The sequence below is a fragment of the Streptomyces sp. NPDC058697 genome (assembly GCF_042715345.1).
Classification (GTDB): Bacteria; Actinomycetota; Actinomycetes; order Streptomycetales; family Streptomycetaceae; genus Streptomyces; species Streptomyces liliifuscus.
On record NZ_JBHXSU010000010.1, the window covers coordinates 192,902 to 212,259 of the forward strand.

The 19,358-nt window shown below is 67.5% G+C and carries 17 protein-coding genes and 2 pseudogenes; 7 read left to right on the forward strand and 12 right to left on the reverse strand.

The genetic code is table 11. The annotated features are described in order from the left end of the window. Positions 1-33: 33 nt before the first annotated feature. The 3 genes from ACFWXQ_RS24510 to ACFWXQ_RS24520 all read right to left on the reverse strand — a co-directional run bounded on the left by ACFWXQ_RS24510 (position 34) and on the right by ACFWXQ_RS24520 (position 4,672). The gene (locus tag ACFWXQ_RS24510) at positions 34-1,494 is read right to left on the reverse strand and encodes an MFS transporter (protein ID WP_386269138.1); all 1,461 of its coding nucleotides are present in this window, start codon (positions 1,492-1,494) and stop codon (positions 34-36) included. Positions 1,495-2,018: 524 nt separating this feature from the next. After that, complete coding sequence (locus ACFWXQ_RS24515) at positions 2,019-3,554, reverse strand: carboxylesterase/lipase family protein (protein WP_383956101.1); 1,536 nt, start codon at positions 3,552-3,554, stop codon at positions 2,019-2,021. 248 nt (positions 3,555-3,802) lie between these two features. Continuing rightward, positions 3,803-4,672, reverse strand: coding sequence for an SDR family NAD(P)-dependent oxidoreductase (locus ACFWXQ_RS24520; protein ID WP_383956104.1), 870 nt, complete (start codon positions 4,670-4,672; stop codon positions 3,803-3,805). A gap of 198 nt (positions 4,673-4,870) precedes the next feature. On the opposite strand from ACFWXQ_RS24520, the gene ACFWXQ_RS24525 reads away from it, so the two are divergent. Further along, positions 4,871-5,443 carry a YbhB/YbcL family Raf kinase inhibitor-like protein gene (locus tag ACFWXQ_RS24525; protein ID WP_383956107.1) on the forward strand — a complete coding sequence of 191 codons (573 nt, stop codon included), beginning with the start codon at positions 4,871-4,873 and terminating at the stop codon, positions 5,441-5,443. 136 nt (positions 5,444-5,579) lie between these two features. Here the strand turns inward: ACFWXQ_RS24525 and ACFWXQ_RS24530 are convergent, their stop codons facing one another. Beyond that, positions 5,580-7,385 (reverse strand): flavin-containing monooxygenase, encoded by a 1,806-nt coding sequence (locus ACFWXQ_RS24530; protein WP_386269140.1) that lies wholly within the window; start codon positions 7,383-7,385, stop codon positions 5,580-5,582. Positions 7,386-7,597: 212 nt separating this feature from the next. On the opposite strand from ACFWXQ_RS24530, the gene ACFWXQ_RS24535 reads away from it, so the two are divergent. Then, on the forward strand, positions 7,598-8,617 hold the full coding sequence (locus ACFWXQ_RS24535) for an SMP-30/gluconolactonase/LRE family protein (RefSeq protein WP_383957186.1): 1,020 nt from the start codon (positions 7,598-7,600) through the stop codon (positions 8,615-8,617). A gap of 14 nt (positions 8,618-8,631) precedes the next feature. On the opposite strand, the gene ACFWXQ_RS24540 is transcribed toward ACFWXQ_RS24535, so the two are convergent. Further along, complete coding sequence (locus ACFWXQ_RS24540) at positions 8,632-9,228, reverse strand: TetR family transcriptional regulator (protein WP_386269143.1); 597 nt, start codon at positions 9,226-9,228, stop codon at positions 8,632-8,634. Between the two features lie 601 nt (positions 9,229-9,829). Between ACFWXQ_RS24540 and ACFWXQ_RS24545 the strand changes: the two genes are divergently transcribed. Then, entirely contained in the window at positions 9,830-10,153 is a 324-nt protein-coding gene (locus ACFWXQ_RS24545) for an SDR family NAD(P)-dependent oxidoreductase (RefSeq protein WP_383946214.1), read from the forward strand. 40 nt (positions 10,154-10,193) lie between these two features. Further along, a complete protein-coding gene (locus ACFWXQ_RS24550; protein WP_383946210.1) occupies positions 10,194-11,015 on the forward strand; it encodes an IclR family transcriptional regulator in 822 nt (273 codons plus the stop codon). Positions 11,016-11,035: 20 nt separating this feature from the next. On the opposite strand, the pseudogene ACFWXQ_RS24555 reads toward ACFWXQ_RS24550, so the two are convergent. After that, positions 11,036-11,458, reverse strand: a pseudogene (locus ACFWXQ_RS24555) (DDE-type integrase/transposase/recombinase); the annotation flags it as partial. On the opposite strand from ACFWXQ_RS24555, the pseudogene ACFWXQ_RS24560 reads away from it, so the two are divergent. The 3 genes and pseudogenes from ACFWXQ_RS24560 to ACFWXQ_RS24570 all read left to right on the forward strand — a co-directional run. Then, a pseudogene (locus ACFWXQ_RS24560) lies at positions 11,436-11,570 on the forward strand (IS5/IS1182 family transposase); the annotation flags it as partial. The pseudogenes ACFWXQ_RS24555 and ACFWXQ_RS24560 sit on opposite strands and share 23 nt — an antisense overlap. Next, positions 11,557-12,144 carry an FAD-dependent monooxygenase gene (locus tag ACFWXQ_RS24565; protein WP_386269196.1) on the forward strand — a complete coding sequence of 196 codons (588 nt, stop codon included), beginning with the start codon at positions 11,557-11,559 and terminating at the stop codon, positions 12,142-12,144. The pseudogene ACFWXQ_RS24560 and the gene ACFWXQ_RS24565, both read left to right, overlap by 14 nt. A 133-nt stretch (positions 12,145-12,277) precedes the next feature. After that, a complete protein-coding gene (locus tag ACFWXQ_RS24570) occupies positions 12,278-13,405 on the forward strand; it encodes an amidohydrolase family protein (RefSeq protein ID WP_383946208.1) in 1,128 nt (375 codons plus the stop codon). A 659-nt stretch (positions 13,406-14,064) separates the two neighbouring features. On the opposite strand, the gene ACFWXQ_RS24575 is transcribed toward ACFWXQ_RS24570, so the two are convergent. From ACFWXQ_RS24575 to ACFWXQ_RS24600, 6 genes are all read right to left on the reverse strand, one after another. Then, complete coding sequence (locus ACFWXQ_RS24575) at positions 14,065-14,550, reverse strand: hypothetical protein (protein ID WP_383946205.1); 486 nt, start codon at positions 14,548-14,550, stop codon at positions 14,065-14,067. A gap of 112 nt (positions 14,551-14,662) precedes the next feature. Then, on the reverse strand, positions 14,663-15,400 hold the full coding sequence (locus ACFWXQ_RS24580; protein ID WP_383946202.1) for an SDR family NAD(P)-dependent oxidoreductase: 738 nt from the start codon (positions 15,398-15,400) through the stop codon (positions 14,663-14,665). Further along, positions 15,400-15,654, reverse strand: coding sequence for a hypothetical protein (locus tag ACFWXQ_RS24585; RefSeq protein ID WP_383946200.1), 255 nt, complete (start codon positions 15,652-15,654; stop codon positions 15,400-15,402). Before ACFWXQ_RS24585 ends, ACFWXQ_RS24580 begins: the two co-directional genes overlap by 1 nt. Then, entirely contained in the window at positions 15,651-16,664 is a 1,014-nt protein-coding gene (locus ACFWXQ_RS24590; protein ID WP_383946197.1) for an ABC transporter ATP-binding protein, read from the reverse strand. The genes ACFWXQ_RS24585 and ACFWXQ_RS24590 overlap by 4 nt, the downstream gene beginning before the upstream one ends. After that, entirely contained in the window at positions 16,654-17,679 is a 1,026-nt protein-coding gene (locus tag ACFWXQ_RS24595) for an ABC transporter ATP-binding protein (RefSeq protein ID WP_383946194.1), read from the reverse strand. The genes ACFWXQ_RS24590 and ACFWXQ_RS24595 overlap by 11 nt, the downstream gene beginning before the upstream one ends. A 54-nt stretch (positions 17,680-17,733) precedes the next feature. Beyond that, a complete protein-coding gene (locus ACFWXQ_RS24600; protein ID WP_383946191.1) occupies positions 17,734-19,305 on the reverse strand; it encodes an ABC transporter substrate-binding protein in 1,572 nt (523 codons plus the stop codon). Between the last annotated feature and the right edge of the window lie 53 nt (positions 19,306-19,358).

The window sequence follows — 19,358 nt, forward strand, 5'->3', positions numbered from 1 at the left end:
CTCCGACAGTGCGGAGCCCACCGGGGAACGAGGTCAAGCTGCTTGGCCTACTTCGACTTCGTCGAGCTTCTTGGCCTTCGGGATCAGCAGCACCAGCAGGGTTCCGGCCGCACAGCAGCCGGCGACCAGCCAGAATCCGTTGCTGAAGCCGGAGTCGCTGTAGAACTGCGTCCCCTTCATCACCATGCCGTCCCTGGCCATGACCACGAAGACGAGCTGGGAGATGATCACCTGCGCGACGCCCTGCACCATGGCCTGCGCACCGTTGCCCAGCGCCTGCTCCTGGGGGGACACGGCCGAGATGATCAGGATCGGGACGGAGGAGACGACCATGCCCATCCCGATGCCGCTGATCACGCCCCAGGAGATGATCTGACCCGCTGACGCGTGGAAGTTGGCCCCGATCCCGTACCCGATGGTGGTCAGGACACCGCCGATGCCCAGCAGGAACCGAGGGTCGACCCGGCGGGCCAGCACACCGCTCGCGATGGCCGCCGCGATGATCACGGCGCTGATGGGGGCGGTCACCACGGCGTTGTGTGTCGCCGTCCAGCCGAGGCCCTCGGAGAGGCCGGGGATCTTCGGCATGAGCGCGAGGAGCATCATCACGACGCCCACGGAGTACAGCGCGCCGGCGGCGACTCCGGTGGCGAGCAGGACCGACCAGACCTGGCGTCGGGCCAGCAGTTTCATCGGGAACAGCGGGTTGGAGACCCGGGTCTGGGTGATCCCGAAGGCGAGCAGTGCGACCAGGCCTCCGATGAGGAAGGCGAAGAACTCGCCGCTGGTCCAGCCCCACTCCGAGCCCTCGCCGACCCCGTAGGCGATCGCGGTGAGACCGCCGCCCAGCAGGATCCCGCCCAGCCAGTCCATCCGGACACGTGCCTCGCGGACCGGGCTCTCGGGCAGGAAGGCCAGCAGGATCACCAGGCTCACGGCGGTGGCGACCACCATGAACCACAGCGCCCCACGGAAACCCCAGGTGTCGATGAGCCACCCCGACAGGAACGGGCCTCCGACGCCGACGATGCCGACGCTGCCCGCGAGCAGCGCGCTCGCCGGCCCGACCAGCGGGCGGGGGAACACGTCGCGCGCCGCCGCGTAGGCCACGGCCGCGGCCGCGCCGTAGATGCCCGCGATGCCCCGGCCCAGGAGGAGGATGTCGTAGCTCGTCGCCAGGGCGGCGATGAGGTCACCAACCAGGCCGAGCGCGGTGACGATGACGATCACGCGCTTCTTGCCGTACATACCGGCGGCCTTGACCACGAACGGCAGCATGAACGTTCCGACCAGCGCGCCGGTCAGGGTGAACCAGGCGAGCTCGGTGGTGTGGAAGTGGATCGCGATCTCGGCCTGCGCGTTGCCGCTCACCAGGCCGACGATCGGGTTCAGGGCGACGGTCAGGAACAGGGCGAGCAGTACGAGCACATGGCGTGCGCCGAAGCGGGTCGTCGTTTCTTCCGCGGGGGGTGGGGAGATCGTCTTGTCGAGCATGGCGGCCTTTCCTGCGTGTGGAGCGGAGGGGTGGTTGCGGGTGCTGCGTCGTCGGACATTCGGGGAGGTCCGAATCGGTCGAGCTCCTCGACACGCCACTCGTGATGGCAGCCGAAGCGGACGGGACGCTGAGGCGATCAGAGACTTACGCGCGTTAGTGACGCGCGTTAGCAAGTTAGGTCGGCAACGCGACGGCAACAAGACGCCGGTTCGTAACGTTCGGGTAACGGCGCGTCGGTGGCGGGTGGCAGGCGGACCGGGTTCAGTCCTGCCGATACCTCTGCGGACGGACAACGCCGACGGCGGCTTCGCAGGGGGTACGGGACGACAGGGACCGGCAACTACCGTCGTACGGCAGCGAGTTCGGTGCCGATGCCCTGCTCAGTCCGGACGGGCCGCAGGCCTATCGTCCTCCACGGCCTTGCCCGGCTGGGCTCCGCGACCGGTCAGTGACACGGGCGCGTGATGGCGGCGGTGCGGACCTGCGCGACCGCACTCAGCCGTGGTCCGCCCGCGCAGCCCGCCTAGTCCCGTCGAGCCGTCCCGAAGGGGTCGCTGAGCGGACTTCCATCAGGGACTGTGGCGTGGTGTGTGGCCAGTTGCCAGGCCTTGCGGGTGTGGGCGGGTGGTTCTGTGGTCGGGCCGGTCGCACCGAAGACCCGTACATCGGCGGTTTCGGGTGCGTGGGGCGCCCACCCGGGGTCGCCGGAGCCGGCGAAAGCAGTCCAGGCGGTCATCAACTCCGCGCTGAGCGCGGCGGATTCGGGCCACTGGTCGTACACCGGCGCAAGCAGGCCGTCGGCAGTGTCGTAGGTGCCGAAGACGAGGGCCACTTCGGTGCCGTGGCCCGCACCGACGACCGGCAGGTCCGCCGCGAACAGGTACTGATGGGCGCTGCCGCCGGCCCGGGTATGGGCGTCGGCCATGCGCGAGGCCGGGATCCGGTAGACGTAGTCGCTCAGGAACCGCAGGCGCAGCCGGGCAGCCGTGCCATCGGGCTCGGCCGCCTCGTAGCTGTCCCAGAGGTCTTGCGCGGCGGCCTCTCCGACCGCGGCGGCCATATCGGCCCGCACGGCGTCGGCGACACGCGGTATCCCGTCGAACTGCTCGAACATCAGCATCTCGTCGCGGTTCGCGCCAATCAGCAGCGGCACGTCGGCCGTGAGGCCGGCTTCGGCGGCCTGCAGCGGGGTGCGGGGCAGGACGGTTCCGTCCAGCACCGGTCCCCACGACCGTCCGCCGGGGAGGACACGGGTCCCCATGTCGGAGGAGACGACCACAGACTGGGCGGCCAATATGCGCTCGACCGGGGCCTTCGCGAGTTCTTCGGGCCGCCGAACGCCGACCGCGTCGAACAGGTCCGCGGTCAGGCGTTCCGCTGTGGAAGGCGCGTAGATCCGGGAGATCGGCGGACTCATCATCACTGCGCGCTGAAACAGGCCCCGCGCGGTCGGCATGGCCAGCAGGCAGCCCACCGCACCGGCTCCGGCGGAGTCGCCGAAGATAGTGACGTTGCCCGGGTCGCCGCCGAAGCGGGCGATGTTGTCGCGTATCCAGCCCAGAGCCGCGACCTGGTCCTGCAGCCCCAGATTGGTGGCGTCGGACCACGACTCGTCGCCGGCTCCGGCCAGATGCACGAACCCCAGCGCTCCGACGCGGTAGTTGAAGCTCACGACGACGATGTCACCGCTGTGCATCAGCCGCTCGCCGTCGGTGACCGGTGGTGCGGCGCTGCCCGATTCGAAGGCGCCGCCGTAGATCCAGACCATGACGGGCCGGAGGCCCGCCACGTCCGGCGTCCAGATGTTCACATGCAGACAGTCCTCTGAGCAGACCGTGTCGGGCGGGAGTGAGAGGCCCGGGTTCTGGGGCGGCGGCGGGCCGAAGACCGACGCGTCGCGTGTGCCGGTCCACGGCCGCGGCGGCTGCGGCGGCCGAAAGCGCCGCGGTCCGGTGGGCGGCTGCGCGAACGGGATACCGGCGAACAGCACCCCGCCCTCTTCCAACACCCGCCCTTCCAGCTTCCCTTGAGGTATCTCCACAGAGGCGGTGACCGGCATGACCCACTCCTTGGACCTGCTGACTGAACGGCGAGCGACCGAGCCCGCATGATCGCGCCCCGTCTTCGGTGACCCGCCTGCCGGTGGTGGCTGCCGGGCGAATCGCACTCGGGTCAGGTCGAAGTCGCGCACTTCCGGGTCGACATGGCGCCCGAGGGTTCGGCGCTCGGGGTGACCGCAGCTCATGCTAGCCAGTGACGCGCATTAGTGACACGCGTTAGTCCAGATCCGCGACCGAGGCTTGGCCTTCAGACGCCTGGTGCCGACGTCAGGCCGGTGAGTTCCGCGGAGCGCTCCCACAGCCATTGGGCCAGAGCGGCGTCGGCCGCCTGCGCGTTCTTGGACTCCTCCCGCTCGAAGCGGTTGAAGTAGGCGCCGTCGAGCGCGAGGGCGTCCGGGGTGGTGGCCAGGCGGACCAGCGGCTCGGCGCCCTGTTCGGGAGTGGACATCAGCTTCCTGGCCAGCGGCGTCCGTACGAGTGCCCGCATCACCGCGCTGTCCCGGGCTACGTCACTGGCCACGACGCCCGGGTGGAAGCAGGCCGTCGTCACGGCGGTGTCCTGGGTCCGGCGGGCGAGTTCGCGGGTGAGGACGACTGTGCCGAGCTTGGCCGTGGAGTAGACGGTCCGCCACTTGTAGCTGCCGCGGACGGTGTTCAGGTCGTCCAGGTCCAGGTGTCCCTTGCGGTGGTCCATGCTGGCCGTGTTGATCACCCGGGCTCCGTGCGGGTTCCCGGTCAGCCGCTCCAGCAGCAGGTTCGTCAGCAGGAACGGGGCCAGGACGTTGACCTGGAAGGTCAGCTCGTGCCCCTCGGTGCTCTCCCTGCGGGTGGTGAAGAACCCGCCCGCGTTGTTGGCGAGGACGTCGATCCGGGGGTAGCGGGACAGCAGCTCGGTGGCCAGCCGGCGTACGTCGTCCAGGCTGTCGTAGTTCACCAGGTGGGCCTGGGCGCCGATCTCCCGGGCCACGGCGGCGGTCTTTTCCGGCGACCGGCCGACTACCGCCACCTCGGCTCCCAGTTCGGCGCAGCGCCGGGCGGCAGCGGTGCCGATCCCGGAACTCGCGCCCGTGACCACGACTGTTCGGCCCTTGAGGTCCGTCTCCACACGATCACTCATGACAACGCTCCTGGTGACGATCGACGTTCTGGCATGAACCGCGCACCTCACCGCGAACTACAGATTCACGACTGAGTCGCAATTTCATTGATGAGATTCAGTATCACATGAGGATCTATAGTTCACGATGGCGATGCGGGGCCGGGCGAGCGGTCCATGCCCACGCCACATCACCGCGACTGATCATGAGGACGGCACATGGCAATCCTGGGAACGCTGCTCAAGCACGTGCGCGCCGGCGAAGTGCGCCTCGCATGGAACCTCCCGGCCCTGGCCGGGCCCGAGACCCTCGACCTGCGGAGCGCCGACTTCCGTCACGACGGCACGATCCCCGTGTCCCACATCGGTCGGCGGGCCGGCGGACAGAATCTGTCCCCCTCGCTCGCCTGGACCGGCGTCTCCCCGGACGCCGTGCAGCTCCTGCTGGTCGTTCAGGATGTCGACACCCCCACCCGCAGCCCGTTCGTGCACTGTGTCGCCCTGGTGCCGCCCGAGCTCGGCACGCTTCCTGTCGGAGCGCTCAACGCGGGCAGTACGGTCCCGGGCCTTCGGGTACTGCGCTCCGGAATGGGCCAGGGCTACATGGGACCCAAACCGATCAAGGGTCATGGCCCGCACAGGTACGTCTTCCAGCTCTTCGCGCTACCCGCCGCCATCACCTCGGCCGAGGTCGGAACCGCCCTCGATGCCGCCCGGCCCCGGTCCGTGTTCGCCGCGGCCGGCGGACCCGTTCTCGCACGCGGACGCCTGGACGGTCTGTATGCCCGCTGATCGCTGATCGCTGATCGCTGATCCGGGTCCGACGCAGGTCGGGCTTCCGGCCACTTCGGCTATCGCGATGAAACGGTGCCCTTTGAAGACAAGTCCGTCTCCGTTGTTGCTCGGTGATTCGACGCCAACGAGCTGTTCAGGAGGTCCTGGGCTGGAGGATCTCGTTCACGGACTCTTCGCGCCATCGCTTGAGGAGTTCGTGGAAGGCGACTGCGCCGTGGGGATAGGCGGTCGGGCCGTTGGGCCGGCCGCGTCCTTCCCGGTTGTAGTAGCCGGGGGTGCATTCGGCGTGGAACCACTCGTGGTCGGGGGAACCCTCGGCGAGAGTGGCGATCCAGGCGTCCTCCGTGTCGCGGTGCGGCTCGATGAGGGCGCTCTTGGCTTCGGCCGCCGCGACCAAGGCGGCGGCGTGAACGGCCTGCTCGTCAAGGACATGGGTGAAGTTGACGCTGCTGGCGTTCTGCAGGGATCCCATATGGATCAGGTTCGGGAAACCGTTGCTGGTGAAGCCATGCAGAGTACGCGGACCCCGTTCTGCCCAGGCGTGCAGCAACTGGTAGCCGCCTCGGCCGTGGACGGGCAGTTTGCCGGAGTAGATGCCGGAGGTCCCGACGGAGAACCCTGTGGCGAAGATCAGGCAGTCGAGTTCGTATGAGGTGCCTCCGACCACAACGCCGTGTTCGGCGATGCGCTCGATGCCGTGGGTGTCCGAAGTGTCGACCAGGGTGACGTTGGCGCGATTGAAGGCCGGGTAGTACCTGTCGGAGAACGTGGGGCGCTTGCAGGCATACCGGTACCAGGGTTTGAGCTTGGCGGCCGTGTCCGGGTCGGTGACGATCTCCTCGACGCGGGCACGGAGCTCGTTCATCTTGGCGGCGTCGGAGATCTCGTAGGCGGCTTCGAATGCCGTCCGGTTGCCCTGGTCGCCCTGCCGGCGGAAGCTCGGCAGCAGCTTCTCCAAGAGGCCCGCTGACCTCGTCCACTGGTCCGCCACGAGGTCCTCTTCGGCTGTCTCGCCGGAGACGATACGGAGGTAGTTCTCGCGACGCTCGCGGGCCCAGCCGTCGCGGTCGGCGCCGACATCGTCCGCAGTGGTGCGTCGGTTGGCGCGCACGTCCACGGTGGAGGGGGTGCGCTGGAAGACGTAGACGTGTCCGGCATCCTGGGCCAGCATCGGAACTACCTGGATTCCGGTGGCACCGGTGCCGACGATGCCCACCCGCTTGTCCGCGAGGCCGGTCATGCCGCCGTCCGGGGTGCCGCCGGTGTAGGCGTAGTCCCACCGCGACGTGTGGAACGTATGTCCCGTGAAGTTCTCAATGCCAGGTATCCCGGGGAGCTTCGGTTCCGAAAGGGTCCCGGTGGCGGTGACGACGTACGTCGCTCGGAACACGTCGCCGCGGTCGGTGGCCACGGTCCATGTCTCGGATGCCTCGTCCCAGGTCAGTGAGATGACCGTGGTGGAGAACAGGGCATCCTCATAGAGGCTGAACTTCCGTGCGATCCGTACCGCGTGGCGGCGGATCTCCTCGCCGGGGGAGTACTTCCACTGCGGCACGTATGCGGTTTCGTCGAGCATCGGCATATAGACGTGCGACTCGACGTCGCAGTGGATGCCCGGGTACCGGTTCCAGTACCAAGTGCCCCCGAAGTCACCGCCCTTGTCGATGACTCGGACGCGTTCCACGCCCTCTTGCCGGATGCGCGCACCGGCGAGGATGCCGCCGAATCCACCGCCGATCACGGCGACGTCGACCGTGTCGTGCATTGGCGCCCGTTCGCCTGCCGCTGTGTACGGATCGGCCGCGTAGTAGCTGAACTCGGCGTCGGTGGAGCGGTATTGGCCGGCACCGTCGGGCTGTACGCGCCGCTCGCGTTCGAGGCGGTAACGCTGCCTCAGCGCGATGAGTTCGGCGCGGGTCGGGGCGGGCGGAATCGTCACGTGGGGGGCCTCGATCCTGTGGGCGTGCAGATGCGCGGACCGCCACGCGAGCGAGGCGACCTTCCGTTACGGTAACAACTACCGGACAATGGTGTCCGGTTGGGGTGATGGGGCGCACTGTCCGGCCGAAAGGCGCTCCCTCTGGCGCAGGAACTCCCTGACACCGGCCCCGCACCCGGCCCTCGTCCCTCGACAGGAAGAGCGATCCCCCCATGCGACGACTCGCGATCCGGCCCATTGCCGTACTTGCCACGATCGGCACAGTGGTCCTGACCGGATGCGGTACGGACACAGCCGGCCCCGGCGGCAGCGAGGCTTCACCCGGCACGTCCAGGACCATCACGGCTCAGAAGGTCATGCGGCTGACGACGAGTCACGAAGAGAGCGGGATGACTCTGCTGGAAGGTCCGACCTTCGACAAGGACGGCGGACTGCTCGTCGTCGATGTCACCGCGCCGGCGGGCGCGCCGAAGGTCATACGCGTCGACCTCGAGAAGAAGACCGCGCGGGCGTTCCACACCGATGACCGGGGGGCCTACACGTCCGCGCAGTTCAGCCCGTACGACGGACGGCTCTATCTGACCGAGTACATCCATGGCGAGGTCGTGAGCCTGGCTCCGGACGGCAGCGATCCCCGGACCTTCTTCTCCGGCGATGTCGATGGAGTTCCGATGAACCCCGACGACATCGCTTTCGACGAGGAGGGCAACCTGTACCTCAGTGACTTGCGTGGCCTGTCCGAGGGCAAGGAGCAGGGCCGCGTGGTGCGGATCGACCGTGACGGCGGGAAGGCCACTGTCCTGGCCGAGCATCTGGCCGCGACGAACGGAATCTCATTCGACGCCGACTATCGAGGGCTGTGGATCAGCGAACTCACCCAGAACCGGATCTCCTACCTCCGCCTCGACGGAAGCGGGAAGGTGACGTCTCGGCACACCGCCGTCCGCGTCGACGGCGGCCTCGCCCAGACCGACTCGATCGCGGTGGACGCGGACGGCAACCTCTATCAGGCACTGCACGGCCGGCCCGCGATGATCGTGTACAGCAAGTACGGTGAGCGCTTGGCGACCATCGAGGTGCCCGGCCGCGCCGCGGGCCTCGAATCGGCGACGAACGTGGCGATCAGGCCCGGCACACGGACGGCGTACATGACCGTCAGCGGACCGGCCGGAGGGTACCTGTACACCTTCGACGCGCTGGCGAAGGGCGTCCGGCAGTCCAACGGCGGCTGAAACGCGTTGCCCGTTCACTCGTTGAAGGGGTGCACCGGCCCCACCGTGACGCCGAGCAGCCGCCAGGCCGCCAGTGCCCGCCTCTCCCGCTGCTCGCGCGTGGGGCCGGTGACGGCACCGGAGACCATGGCGACGGCGAGCATGAGGTCGCTCGTCTCCCGCAGCGGGACACCGACACTGTCCGGCAGGTGCCCGTCCAGGGCTCTCTCCACCCGCTCGGACAGGGCCGTCGCGTACGCGAGGTTCCTGGAGCCGCGGCCTGTTCCGTCCACGCACAAAAGGCTGATGAAAGCCGCCGACTCCGTCAGATGCCAGGTCAGCACCCCGAGAACACTCTCGGAGGTCGCGTCCGGGGCTGCTGCTGCCCGCTCGATCTGTCGTACGTTCTCTTCCAGCACCGCACCGGCCACGGCGTCACGGTCGGGAAAGTGCCGGTAGAGGACGCCCTGCCCGACGCCTGCCCGGCGTGCTATCGCGGACAGCGGAGCGTCCAGACCGTGCTCTGCGTAGATCTCCCGGGCAGCGGCGACGAGGGCAGTCCGGTTGCGGGCAGCGGCCTTGGGCCCGTCGTTCGCGGGCCGCCGCTCGTCCGATACGGGGGGCTTCGTCACCCCGGAAGGGTACCGGGAATGTCCCGCTGCGGTCGTTCCGGGAGGGCCGCCGGTCGCGGGTGTCCCCCCCTGTATGCCGCTCACAGCGAAGAACTGTCGGTTTCCGCGCTCGCCACACTGTCCTCTCGCTACTCCTCGGGACCGGCACGGTGTTCATGTGCGTCGACGCCAGGTCAGCGGCCGCGACCCGGCGCTCGTGGAAGAAGCAGGGCGCGTCGTGGTCGAGAGTGGGTACCGGTGGGCGGCAGCTGGATACGCCGCCCTCCAGGAAGTAGGAGGCCTGTCCGGACGAGGACGATGTCGCCTTCCTTGATGCGCAGGTGGTCGCCGAAGGCTTGGGGCCGTGTGTACCGGGCCCTGACATCTTCGGTGCTGCGAGGACTGGGTGATGTCATAACTCTAGTATGGATCGACCGGTCGGTCTAATCTTTGTGAGTGTAGAGCGATTCCGGCCACGGCTACGGCCATGCCGTCTCCGTCACCTTCGGTGAACAGTGCCGACTGACGCGAAGTTGGAGCAAACCACCGGACGAACTTGCCTTTGGCGTGCGTGAAGAACCGAGGAAGAATCGACAGCTTCGTGGCCGAAACGGATGCGCCGATGTCAATACGGAAGAAGATGGAGATGGACCTCGCGGAGGAATTCCGGCTGACCGGAAGTACGGCGGTCGTCACCGGTGGCGGCAGCGGCATCGGGTGGGAGACGGCCGTCGTGTTCGCCGATTCTGGGGCTCATGCCCCCGTCTCCGACCTCGACTACGGGGGCGCGGCGGAGACAGCGGCCGAGATCGTCGATAAGGGCGGACAGGCAGTGGCCCGTCAGGTCGACGTCAGCGATCCCGCGGCCGTGACACAGCTCGTCGCGGACGCGGAGACCGGCCGTCTGGACGTGATGGTGAACAACGAGGGGAGGGGCACACCGTAGTGCCGTCGGCGTCGCGCATCGGTTCGCAAGGAGATCGCACATGTCCGAGGCCCCCTCAAGCATGGTCGACAGGGTCGTGCTGATTCTCGGCGCCTTCGAACGCTCGGGCGGCACACTCTCGCTGGGGCAGATCGCCGCGCGCTGCGGGCTGCCCCGTTCCTCCGTCCATCGGATCCTGCAGCAACTCGTGAGCGCCCGCTGCGTGCGGCGTGCGGACAACAAGTACACACTCGGGCTGCGCATGTTCGAACTCGGCAGTCTGGTGGTGCAGCGTACCGGCCTGTGCGATGTGGCCAGGCCGGTCATGCAGGAGCTGGCCGCGACGACCGGACACGCTGTCCACCTGGCCGTCCTGGACGAGCAGGACGTCGTGTACCTGGAAAAACTGACCGGAGCGCTCGCGCCGTCGCTTCCCTCTCGGATCGGCGGGCGGATGCCCGCGCACTGCACCGCCGTGGGCAAGGTGCTCCTCGCCAACGCGCCCAGGGAGTTCATCGAGCGCTATCTGGCCGACGGGCTGTGCCGCAGGACGGGGGCGAGCATCACCAACCGCCAGGCCCTGACGGAGGCGTTCGCGGGAATTCGCGAGCACGGGTACGCCACCGAGCGGAGCGAGGCCGTCGTCGGTGTTGCCTGCGTGGCGGCTCCCGTCATCGAGTTCGGCGCCGCTACCGCGGCGCTCTCGGTGAGCGGCGTACAGGAATGCATGCGTGAGCGGGAATTGAAGGCGCGTGTGCAGTGGAGCGCTGCCGAGATCTCCCGTCGACTCGTGGCCTCGTTGCACCCACGTGGTGACCGGAAACCTGACGAGCGCCATCGCTTCGGGGACAACAGGATGAGCGAGCGGCGGGCCGGCGTCTGAATGGGCGGCCGGCCGAGCGCGGCGTGCGGCTGCTGGTGGTTGTAGTGATTCACGAACTCCGCGAGTGCGACGCGGCGTTCACGCTCGGTTGTGTAGTCGCAGACGTACGCCCGCTCGCGGGAGAGCGTCCCGTGATGCCTCTCCACCTTCCCGTTCATGCGTGGCGTGTACGGCCTGGCCCGCTTGGGCTTCGTACCGGTCGCGGCGAGCACGTCAGCCCAGGTCGTAGACCGGTAGCACGCGCCGTTGTCGGTGAGGCAGCGGCGGATCGGTGTGATGCCGTGGGCGGCGAAGGAGGCAACGACCCGGTGCCAGAAGGCGACCGCGGTGACGGCCTTCTCATCGTCCAAGGCCTCGGAGTAGGCGAGCCGGGAGTGGTTGTCGAGCGCCGAATGCAGGTACGTGAAACGCCTGTCCATGGCGCTGCCGCCGTGCTTTGGCATATCCAAGTCGACCGCTCACCGCAGGTTTCTGGATGTTGTCCGGGACCCGCTGGATCGACACCGCGCGGCAGGCGACCACGTACCGGACGGGCCGGGTCCTGCCGGCCGGGGGCTCGGCCCACGTGTGCGCGTCGGTCGGCGGTCAGGGCCTCAACGTCGGGATCGTCGACGCGGCGAATCTCGGCTGGAAGCTCGCGGCCGTGGTAGGCGGCTGGGTCGGCGAGGACATCCTCGACACGTACACCGCCGTACGGTATCCGGTCGCGGCGCGCCTGCTGCAGAGCACCCGGGCCCGGATCGCCCTGATGCGACCCGACCCGCGGACGAGGGCTCTGTGGGAGATGTTCTCCGGCCTGATGGACCTCGACGACGCCCACCGGTACGTCGCCGACATGCTCGCCGGCATGGACGTCCGGTACGACCTGGGCGACGACCACCGGCTCGTCGGCACCCTGTGCCCGGACACGAGGTTGACGCCGGCGCGGCCCGACCCGGACGTCGTCACCGCGGTGACCCGGTCGGCGGACCCGCTGCGTGAGGGGCGCCGCCCGCACGGACCGGTGGACGTCGACGCGTTGCTCATCCGGCCCGACGGCTGTGTCGCCCGGGCCTTGCCTACCGGGCAGGACCTCGACGCCACCACGCTGGTGCGTGCGCCGGGCGCATGGTTCGGCCAACCGGTCTGAGCAGCGTATTAACAGTCGTCTCAGGTTCGCTCGGTAGGAAGTAGGCATCCGGATAAGCGAGGTAACCCGTCGTGTCTTGCAAATGGATGCCGCACGGATTCCGCACCACACAAACACCTGAGGAGAAACTGACATGAAGTCCAACGCAAGCCCTCTGAAGCACCTCACGCCGGGACGCCGCGGCTTTCTAGCCGGCACGACAGCACTTGGCATTGGTGCCGGCTTGTCCACGCATGCCATTGCCTCCCGCTCGGCAGCGAACGAGACTACGGATTTTTCACAGCGAGACCAGGACCTGCCCTTCATTGGCACGGAAGAGACCTTTTCCACCCGTGAGTTGATGGTGCTGAACGACAGGCTGTTCCTCGAGGATACCGGTCTTGCCGAGCTCGGCCCGCGCCGCATCGGTGCAATGGATGAGGCAGGGCTCAACGTTCAAATCCTCTCCGCACATACGCCAGGTGTGCAGAATGTCAAAGGTCAGAAGGGCATCGATTTTGCCTATCGTCTCAACAAGTTGCTTGTCGATGGACCGATGGCCACCTATCCGGGGCGGTTCAAGGCATTTGCAACCTTGCCTCTGCAGAATCCGGAGGCCTCGGCAGACGAACTGGAACGCACAGTTCGGGAAGATGGCTTCCTGGGATGTCTGACCAATGGAATCATCGGGACGAAATTCCTCGATCATCCCGACTTTGAGCCCCTGCTGGCGCGCTCCGAAGCCCTTGATGTGCCGATATACATCCATCCGGGCCTGCCGCCTGACGAGGTTTTCCAAATCTACTACAGCAATATGCGGCCGGAATATCAGAAGGAGTTCCAGGACCAGGTTCTCAGCATCTCTGCATATGGATGGCACCAGGAAGTCGTTACTCAGTGCCTCCGCATGATCACGTCAGGGGTATTCGACAGGCATCCCAAGCTCCAGATTATCATCGGCCATATGGGAGAGGGCCTTCCGTTCTTCTACAAGCGCGTCGTGGAGAAGATGGGCGAAGTGACCGAGGAAAGCCTGGACAAGCCGTTCGAGCAGTATTTCCATGACAATTTCTGGTTCACAACCAGCGCATTCCCTCAGACTGAACTGCTCGATCTCCTGCTGAAGTTCATAAGCGTGGATCGAGTGATGTTTGCAACCGACTACCCGTTTGCAGATATGAAAACTCAAACCGACTGGTTCCGGGGAGTCGCTTTGCCACGCGAAGCCAAGGAGAAAATTGCGTTCCGAAATGCGGAAAAACTGTTCGGAATTAAAGTTTGACACGTCCCGACGGGCAGAGTGATGCCCGTGAAGCGACGCGCCGGCGTCGGCAGAAGTGGAGATTGCTTGGCTGTAAGGCGAGAGTGCAGCCAAAGCATGCGATGTGCGGCTGCCGCATCACGCTGTCTTCATACAATGCGCGCTGACCCGCTTTGTGATCAACGGCGCAGTTCGCAAGGGTCTGCTGTGGGGCCCGGGAACAGCAGAGACAAGGTGTGCTCCTGAGGTCGTGCGGCCCGGGACGCGTGGGAGGGGAACACGGACCCGCGCACAGCGGGCCGTTCGGAGTCCCGCCCCCGGATCCGCGTGCACGGACCGGGCTCGAAGACGAGGACTGAGTCTGCGGCGGACATCTGCCACCTTGCCGTGCGGATGGCACCCGTTGCCGGTTCTGCCGGGCCTGTCGGACGGCGAACAGGAAGATCGGCCGCTCGGCCGGTGGTACGGGGCGCACCGGAGCGCGCCCTGCGCCGAGCACCTGACAGCAGAGTCGTTGCGAGGTCGCTGATCATCGGACCGTCCGCGATCACGGACAACTGGCTGAGCCGCCAAGGGACGTGCGGTCGGCGGGCAGCTCGGGCGCTGTTGGTGAAGGCGGGTGGGTCATTCCGAGATGGGATCGGGGCGTGTGCCCGAGGGGTGGGCCGCTCGGAGGTATTTCATGGCCGTGATGGGGGACAGTCCGAAGAGCCGGATGAGATGGAGTGGATCCCGGGTGTGTTTCCATCGTCGAGGATGCGGTCCACGCGCAGGCGGGTGATCTGCAGGCCGAGACGGCGCAGAGTCTTGGTGATGGCCTGTGGGTTGACCTGGGGGTGGGAGTCGTCCGTGGCGGTCCGTACGGTGACCAGGAGGTGGGGGTTGGCGGTGGTAGGTCGTCTCCGGTGACGTTCGGTCAGCCGGCGGGTGAGGAGGAACTCGTGGCGCAGGCCCGCGTCCTCGGGCACCGTGAAGAAGATCGGCATCGGTGAGTTGGGCGCCGTCGGCGGCCCGTCGCCCACGGCCGGTTCGTCGCGCTGGCCGACCATCCCGATGCCGAGACGCCTCAACGAGCGGTACGCCTCGGTGATCCCTTCGACGTACCAGCCGAACCCCTTCAGGTGCGGCTGGTCGACGGAGGCGTATCGCTGAATCCCTTCGAGCACAGAGAGCCTGGGATCGATGGTGTCGAAGACGAAAGCCGTTCTCCGGCATGCGTCGCTTCCTTTAGCTGATCGTTTCGGGCAACGCTGGGTGTGCGTCCTATGGGTGTGCCTCCTATGCGAGGTGGCGGCCGCCGTTGACGCTGAGCGTCTGGCCCGTGACGTATCCGGCTTCGTCCGATGCCAGGTAGGCCACCGCGTAGGCGATTTCCTCCGGCCGGCCCGCGCGCTTCATCGGCATCATCGCGGCGACCTCGTCGGGGTCGAACGCCTGCCTGAGCAGCGGGGTGTCGACGACTCCCGGCGGGATGTTGTTGACGGTGATGCCTTTGGCGGCGAACTCGATGGCGAGCGCCTTGGTGAGCCCGATCACTCCGCCCTTGGACGCGACGTAGTGGGCCATGTCCGGCGCGCCCGTCTGAGCGGACGACGACGAGATGTTGATGATGCGGCCCCTCCCCGCGGCCAGCATGTCGGGCAGGAACGCCTGCGTCACGAGGAAGGGGCCCTTGAGGTTGACCTGGATCATCTGGTCCCAGGCCTCCTCGGTGAGGCTCATGAACGGCGAATGGGTCGAGATGCCCGCGTTGTTCACGAGGACGGTGACCGGACCGAGTTCGGCGTGCGTGCGATCCGCCGCGGCGGTCACCTCCTTGCTGACGGACGCGTCGCCGATCACGGCCACCGCCATGTTGCCGGCCTTCCTGATCCGGTCGACCGTCTCGTCCGCGCCGTCGGCGTCGCGGTCCCACACCGCCACCGCCGCACCGTGCTCGGCGAGCACGATCGCCGTTGCGCGTCCTATTCCCCGCCCGCCGCCGGTGACGACGGCGTTGCGCCCGTTGAGGGACATCACGGCTCCCTGTGTGTCGGTGGTTGATCCGGATCCGCGGCCGGCACCCTCCGGGCGGGCTTCCGCGCCCAGAGCATGGCCCGCACGTTGATCAGGCCGATCTCGATGAGGTCCTCACCGTCCGCGCCGTCAGTCAGGTCGGCTCCGTCGGCCCGGGCCCCGAGGGAGGCGACCTGCCGCATCGTTTCGAGCCCCGGACTGCGCAGATCCGTGGATTGGGTCCGGCCGTCGGCGATGCTTCCGCCGCCCGTCATCGGACTGGGCTTTCGTCCGCCGTACTCGTGTCCACGAGCGGAAAGTGGCACGCGACATGCCGGCCCTGGAGAACCTGCCGCAGCTCGGGTTCGTGGGTGACGCACCGCTCCTGAGCGAGTGGGCAGCGGGTACGGAAGCGGCAGCCCGAGGGAGGCGACAGCGGCGAGGGAATGTCGCCCGCCAGCGCCGGCCCGGCGAAGCCTCGTTCGGTGTCGATCAGGGGAACGGAGTCGAGGAGGGCACGGGTGTAGGGGTGGGCGGGGCGCTCGTAGATCTCCTCGGCGTCCCCCACCTCGCACACCTTGCCGAGATACATGACCAAGACGTCGTCGCTCACCGCCCGCACCACCCCCAGGTCATGAGCGATGAAGACCACCGTCAGGGCGTACGCGGACTTGATCTCCTCGATCAGGTTGAGCGTCTGCGCCTGCACCGAGACATCGAGTGCGGACACCGGTTCGTCGCAGATCAGCAGTTTTGGGCCGAGCGCGAGCGCCCGCGCGATCGCGACCCGCTGCGCCTGCCCGCCGGACAGCTGACGCGGCATCATGTCCGCGAAGCGGTCGTACTCCAGACCCACCTGTGACAGGGCCGTTGCTGTCTTCGCGGATCGTTCCGCGGCCGGCATGCCCGCGATGGTCAGGCCTTCGGCGACGATGTCCTTCACTCTGCGCCGTGGGTTCAGAGAAGCCACGGGATCCTGGAAGACCATCTGCAGGTCGCGCCGCAACGCGCGCAGCTGGGCGCCGTTCGCGAGGTCGATGCGACCCCCGTCGAACGTGATCGTGCCGCTGGTCGCACGGTCGAGGCGCAGGACGGCCCGGCCCGTCGTGGACTTGCCGCAGCCCGACTCACCCACGATCCCCAGCGTCTGACCCGGCAGAACGTCGAAGCTCACCCCGGACACCGCCTGCACGGTTCCGGCGTCCGTGGGGTGCTCGACGACCAGCTCACGAACCGTCAGCAAGGCCTCGTCGCCGCGGAGATGGGCGGTTCCGCTACCGGCCAACGAGATCACCCCCGGTCAGTGGTGTCCCTGGCGCAGGGACCGGAACGCAGCAGGCGACCTGGTGATCGTGCTCCACGGCGGCCATCACCGGGTCCGCTTCGCCGCACTGGGCCTGCGCCGCCGTGCAACGAGGCTCGAAGCGGCAGCCCGCCGGTGGCGCGACCGGGTCCGGCAGCGTTCCGTGGATCAGCCGCAACGGTGTGTGCCGCTCGTGGTCGAGAGTCGGCACTGCTCCCAACAGGGCGTGCGTGTACTGGTGGCGCGGGGCCCTGAACACCGAAGCGGTCGTGCCGACTTCGGCGAGCCGACCCGCGTACATCACCGCCGTACGATCCGTCCTGCCCGCGACCACGGCGAGGTCGTGACTGATCAGCATCAAGGCTGTACCCCGTTCCGTCTGGACGCGGCGCAGCAGATCCAGAATCTGGCGCTGCACGGTCACATCCAGTGCTGTCGTCGGCTCGTCGGCGATGAGCAGGTCGGGCTGGCACGCCAGGGCGATCGCGATCATCACGCGCTGACGCATGCCGCCGGACAGCTCATGGGGGTAACACCGCAACCGCCGCTCGGGGTCGGGCACCCCGACCTCCGTGAGGAGTTCCCCCGCTCGCGACCGTGCTTCCGCGCGTCCGAGGCCTAGGTGCCGTCGCATCCCTTCGGTGAGCTGTCGTTCCACCCGTACGACGGGGTTGAGTGAACGGCCGGGATCCTGGAACACCATGGCGATGTGCCTGCCCCAGATCTGCGCGCGCTCCTTCCGGGGGAGCGAGAGCAGATCGCGCCCCTGGAAGATGATCTCTCCGGAGCATCCTGAACGCCCCGGCAGCATGCCCATGATCGCCTTGGCCATCACCGACTTGCCGGATCCGGACTCCCCGACTACCCCCAGTGCCTGCCCGCGGCCGATGGTGAGGGAGACGTCGTCGACAGCCCGTACGACGCCGCGTGGCGTTGCGATGTGGGCGTGCAGGTTCCGGATTTCGAGAACCGATGTATGTGCCGTGCTGCTGTGCATGTCCTGCCACGACCTCTCATCCACTGGGGCCCGCGGAGCGGGGTAGGGGATTGCTCACCGCTGAATCCACAGCTCCTCGGGGCGCAGCGATCCGAAGCCGTACTGCGTCATCCCTCCGACGCCCTTCGTCGAGATCGCGCCGCCGGCGGTGCGGCTGACCCAAAGCAGAGGGTGCAGTTCCAGCAGACGACGCTGGACCCGCTCATAGGCGACCTTGCGGTCCGCCTCGCTTGTCGCACTCCGTCCGGCGAGCAACGCAGCGTCGAGCTTCTTGTCGTTCACGCCGCTCATGTTGGTCGGCTCGTCACCGTGGAACGCGGTCCACAGTCGCGGCTCCGGGTCACGGAAGGCGGCAGAGCTCAGGGCAGCGTCGAAGTCCTGAGTTGTCTGGAGGGTCACGTACTCCGCGAAATCGATGACCCGGATCTTGACCGTGACGTTCTTGAACTCGCTGAGCTGGGCCTGGACCGCCTCCGCCTGGGCCCGGTTCTCCGGCGACGACGTCGTGGTGAACGTGAAGGAGACGGGCTTCCCGTCCGCAGCTATCTCGTCGAAGAGCTTCTGGGCGGCGGACCGGTCCGGTCGGCTCACGGGGATGTCGGCGTAGAAGGGCGAGGACTTGTCGAAGAGGGAGTCCACGGTTTCGCCGGCGCCGTCGAACACGGCGTCGTTGACGGACTTGAAGTCCAGTGCCGCCGCCAGTGCGGCACGCGTACGGAGGTCGTCGAATGGTGCTCGACGCATGTTCAGAGCGATGTAGGTGCCGCCGCTGAGCGGCAGAACGGTCGTCGGCAGACCGGCGTCCTCGGCACTCTCGAAGTTCTTCCAGCTCGACTCGATGGCGAGATCGGCGCCGCCGCTGCGCACGGTGTTGACTCGCTGCGTCGCATCTTGGGTGACCCGTAGCGTCAGACGGTCGAGGTACGGCTTGGGGGAGTCCCAGTACTTCGGGTTCTTCTCCAACTGCATCGCATCCTGGCGGCGCCACTGCTGCAGCGTGTAGGGCCCGGCCCCGACCGGCTTCGCGTCGAATGCCTTCGGCCCCTTCTTCAGCGCGGTCGGCGAGGCGATCCAGTTCATCGACGTCGTCACCACGGACTGGGCGAACTGCGACACCGGCTGCGTCAGGGTGACGCGCAACGTGGTGGCGTCGATGGCCTTGGTGGATGCCACCATCGCGGCATCGGACCTGTACGGCGAAGCGGTCGCCGGGTCCCGCATGCGATCCCAGTTGTACTTGACGGCCTCGGCGTCCAGCGGGGTGCCGTCGGTGAACATCAGCCCGTCGTTCAACTTCAGGTCGAATGTCTTGCCGCCGTCCGCCGACTGGAACGACTTCGCCATCGAGGAACGAATCTCGCCGGACTTGGGGTCGTCGACGAGCAGTGTCCCGTACAGGGCGTTGCCCACGATCGCGCCGCTGGCGTAGTTGTTGCCGGTCTTCGCCGGATCGAGCGTCCGCAGCTCGCTGGGCGTGAGCACCGTCGCGGAGCCGCCGGCCTTCGGTTTGCCCGATGCCCCCGCGGCCTTCCCGGTGGCCCCGCCGCCGCCCCCGCAGGAGCTGAGCAGGAGCGCTGCGGCGATGGCGGCCCCGGTCGCCAGGAAGCGCCTTTTGCAGATCATCATGGACCTCTCAATGTGGTGGATCGGCATGCTGATCGGAGTGTGATGACGTACTG

Excerpts from the sequence above, each read along its gene's own strand:
- ACFWXQ_RS24510 (WP_386269138.1), bottom strand. The coding sequence starts at position 1,494 with ATGCTCGACAAGACGATCTCCCCACCCCCCGCGGAAGAAACGACGACC.
- ACFWXQ_RS24515 (WP_383956101.1), bottom strand. The coding sequence starts at position 3,554 with ATGCCGGTCACCGCCTCTGTGGAGATACCTCAAGGGAAGCTGGAAGGG.
- ACFWXQ_RS24520 (WP_383956104.1), bottom strand. The coding sequence starts at position 4,672 with ATGAGTGATCGTGTGGAGACGGACCTCAAGGGCCGAACAGTCGTGGTC.
- ACFWXQ_RS24525 (WP_383956107.1), top strand. The coding sequence starts at position 4,871 with ATGGCAATCCTGGGAACGCTGCTCAAGCACGTGCGCGCCGGCGAAGTG.
- ACFWXQ_RS24535 (WP_383957186.1), top strand. The coding sequence starts at position 7,598 with ATGCGACGACTCGCGATCCGGCCCATTGCCGTACTTGCCACGATCGGC.
- ACFWXQ_RS24545 (WP_383946214.1), top strand. The coding sequence starts at position 9,830 with ATGTCAATACGGAAGAAGATGGAGATGGACCTCGCGGAGGAATTCCGG.
- ACFWXQ_RS24550 (WP_383946210.1), top strand. The coding sequence starts at position 10,194 with ATGTCCGAGGCCCCCTCAAGCATGGTCGACAGGGTCGTGCTGATTCTC.
- ACFWXQ_RS24570 (WP_383946208.1), top strand. The coding sequence starts at position 12,278 with ATGAAGTCCAACGCAAGCCCTCTGAAGCACCTCACGCCGGGACGCCGC.
- ACFWXQ_RS24580 (WP_383946202.1), bottom strand. The coding sequence starts at position 15,400 with ATGTCCCTCAACGGGCGCAACGCCGTCGTCACCGGCGGCGGGCGGGGA.
- ACFWXQ_RS24585 (WP_383946200.1), bottom strand. The coding sequence starts at position 15,654 with ATGACGGGCGGCGGAAGCATCGCCGACGGCCGGACCCAATCCACGGAT.
- ACFWXQ_RS24595 (WP_383946194.1), bottom strand. The coding sequence starts at position 17,679 with ATGCACAGCAGCACGGCACATACATCGGTTCTCGAAATCCGGAACCTG.
- ACFWXQ_RS24600 (WP_383946191.1), bottom strand. The coding sequence starts at position 19,305 with ATGATGATCTGCAAAAGGCGCTTCCTGGCGACCGGGGCCGCCATCGCC.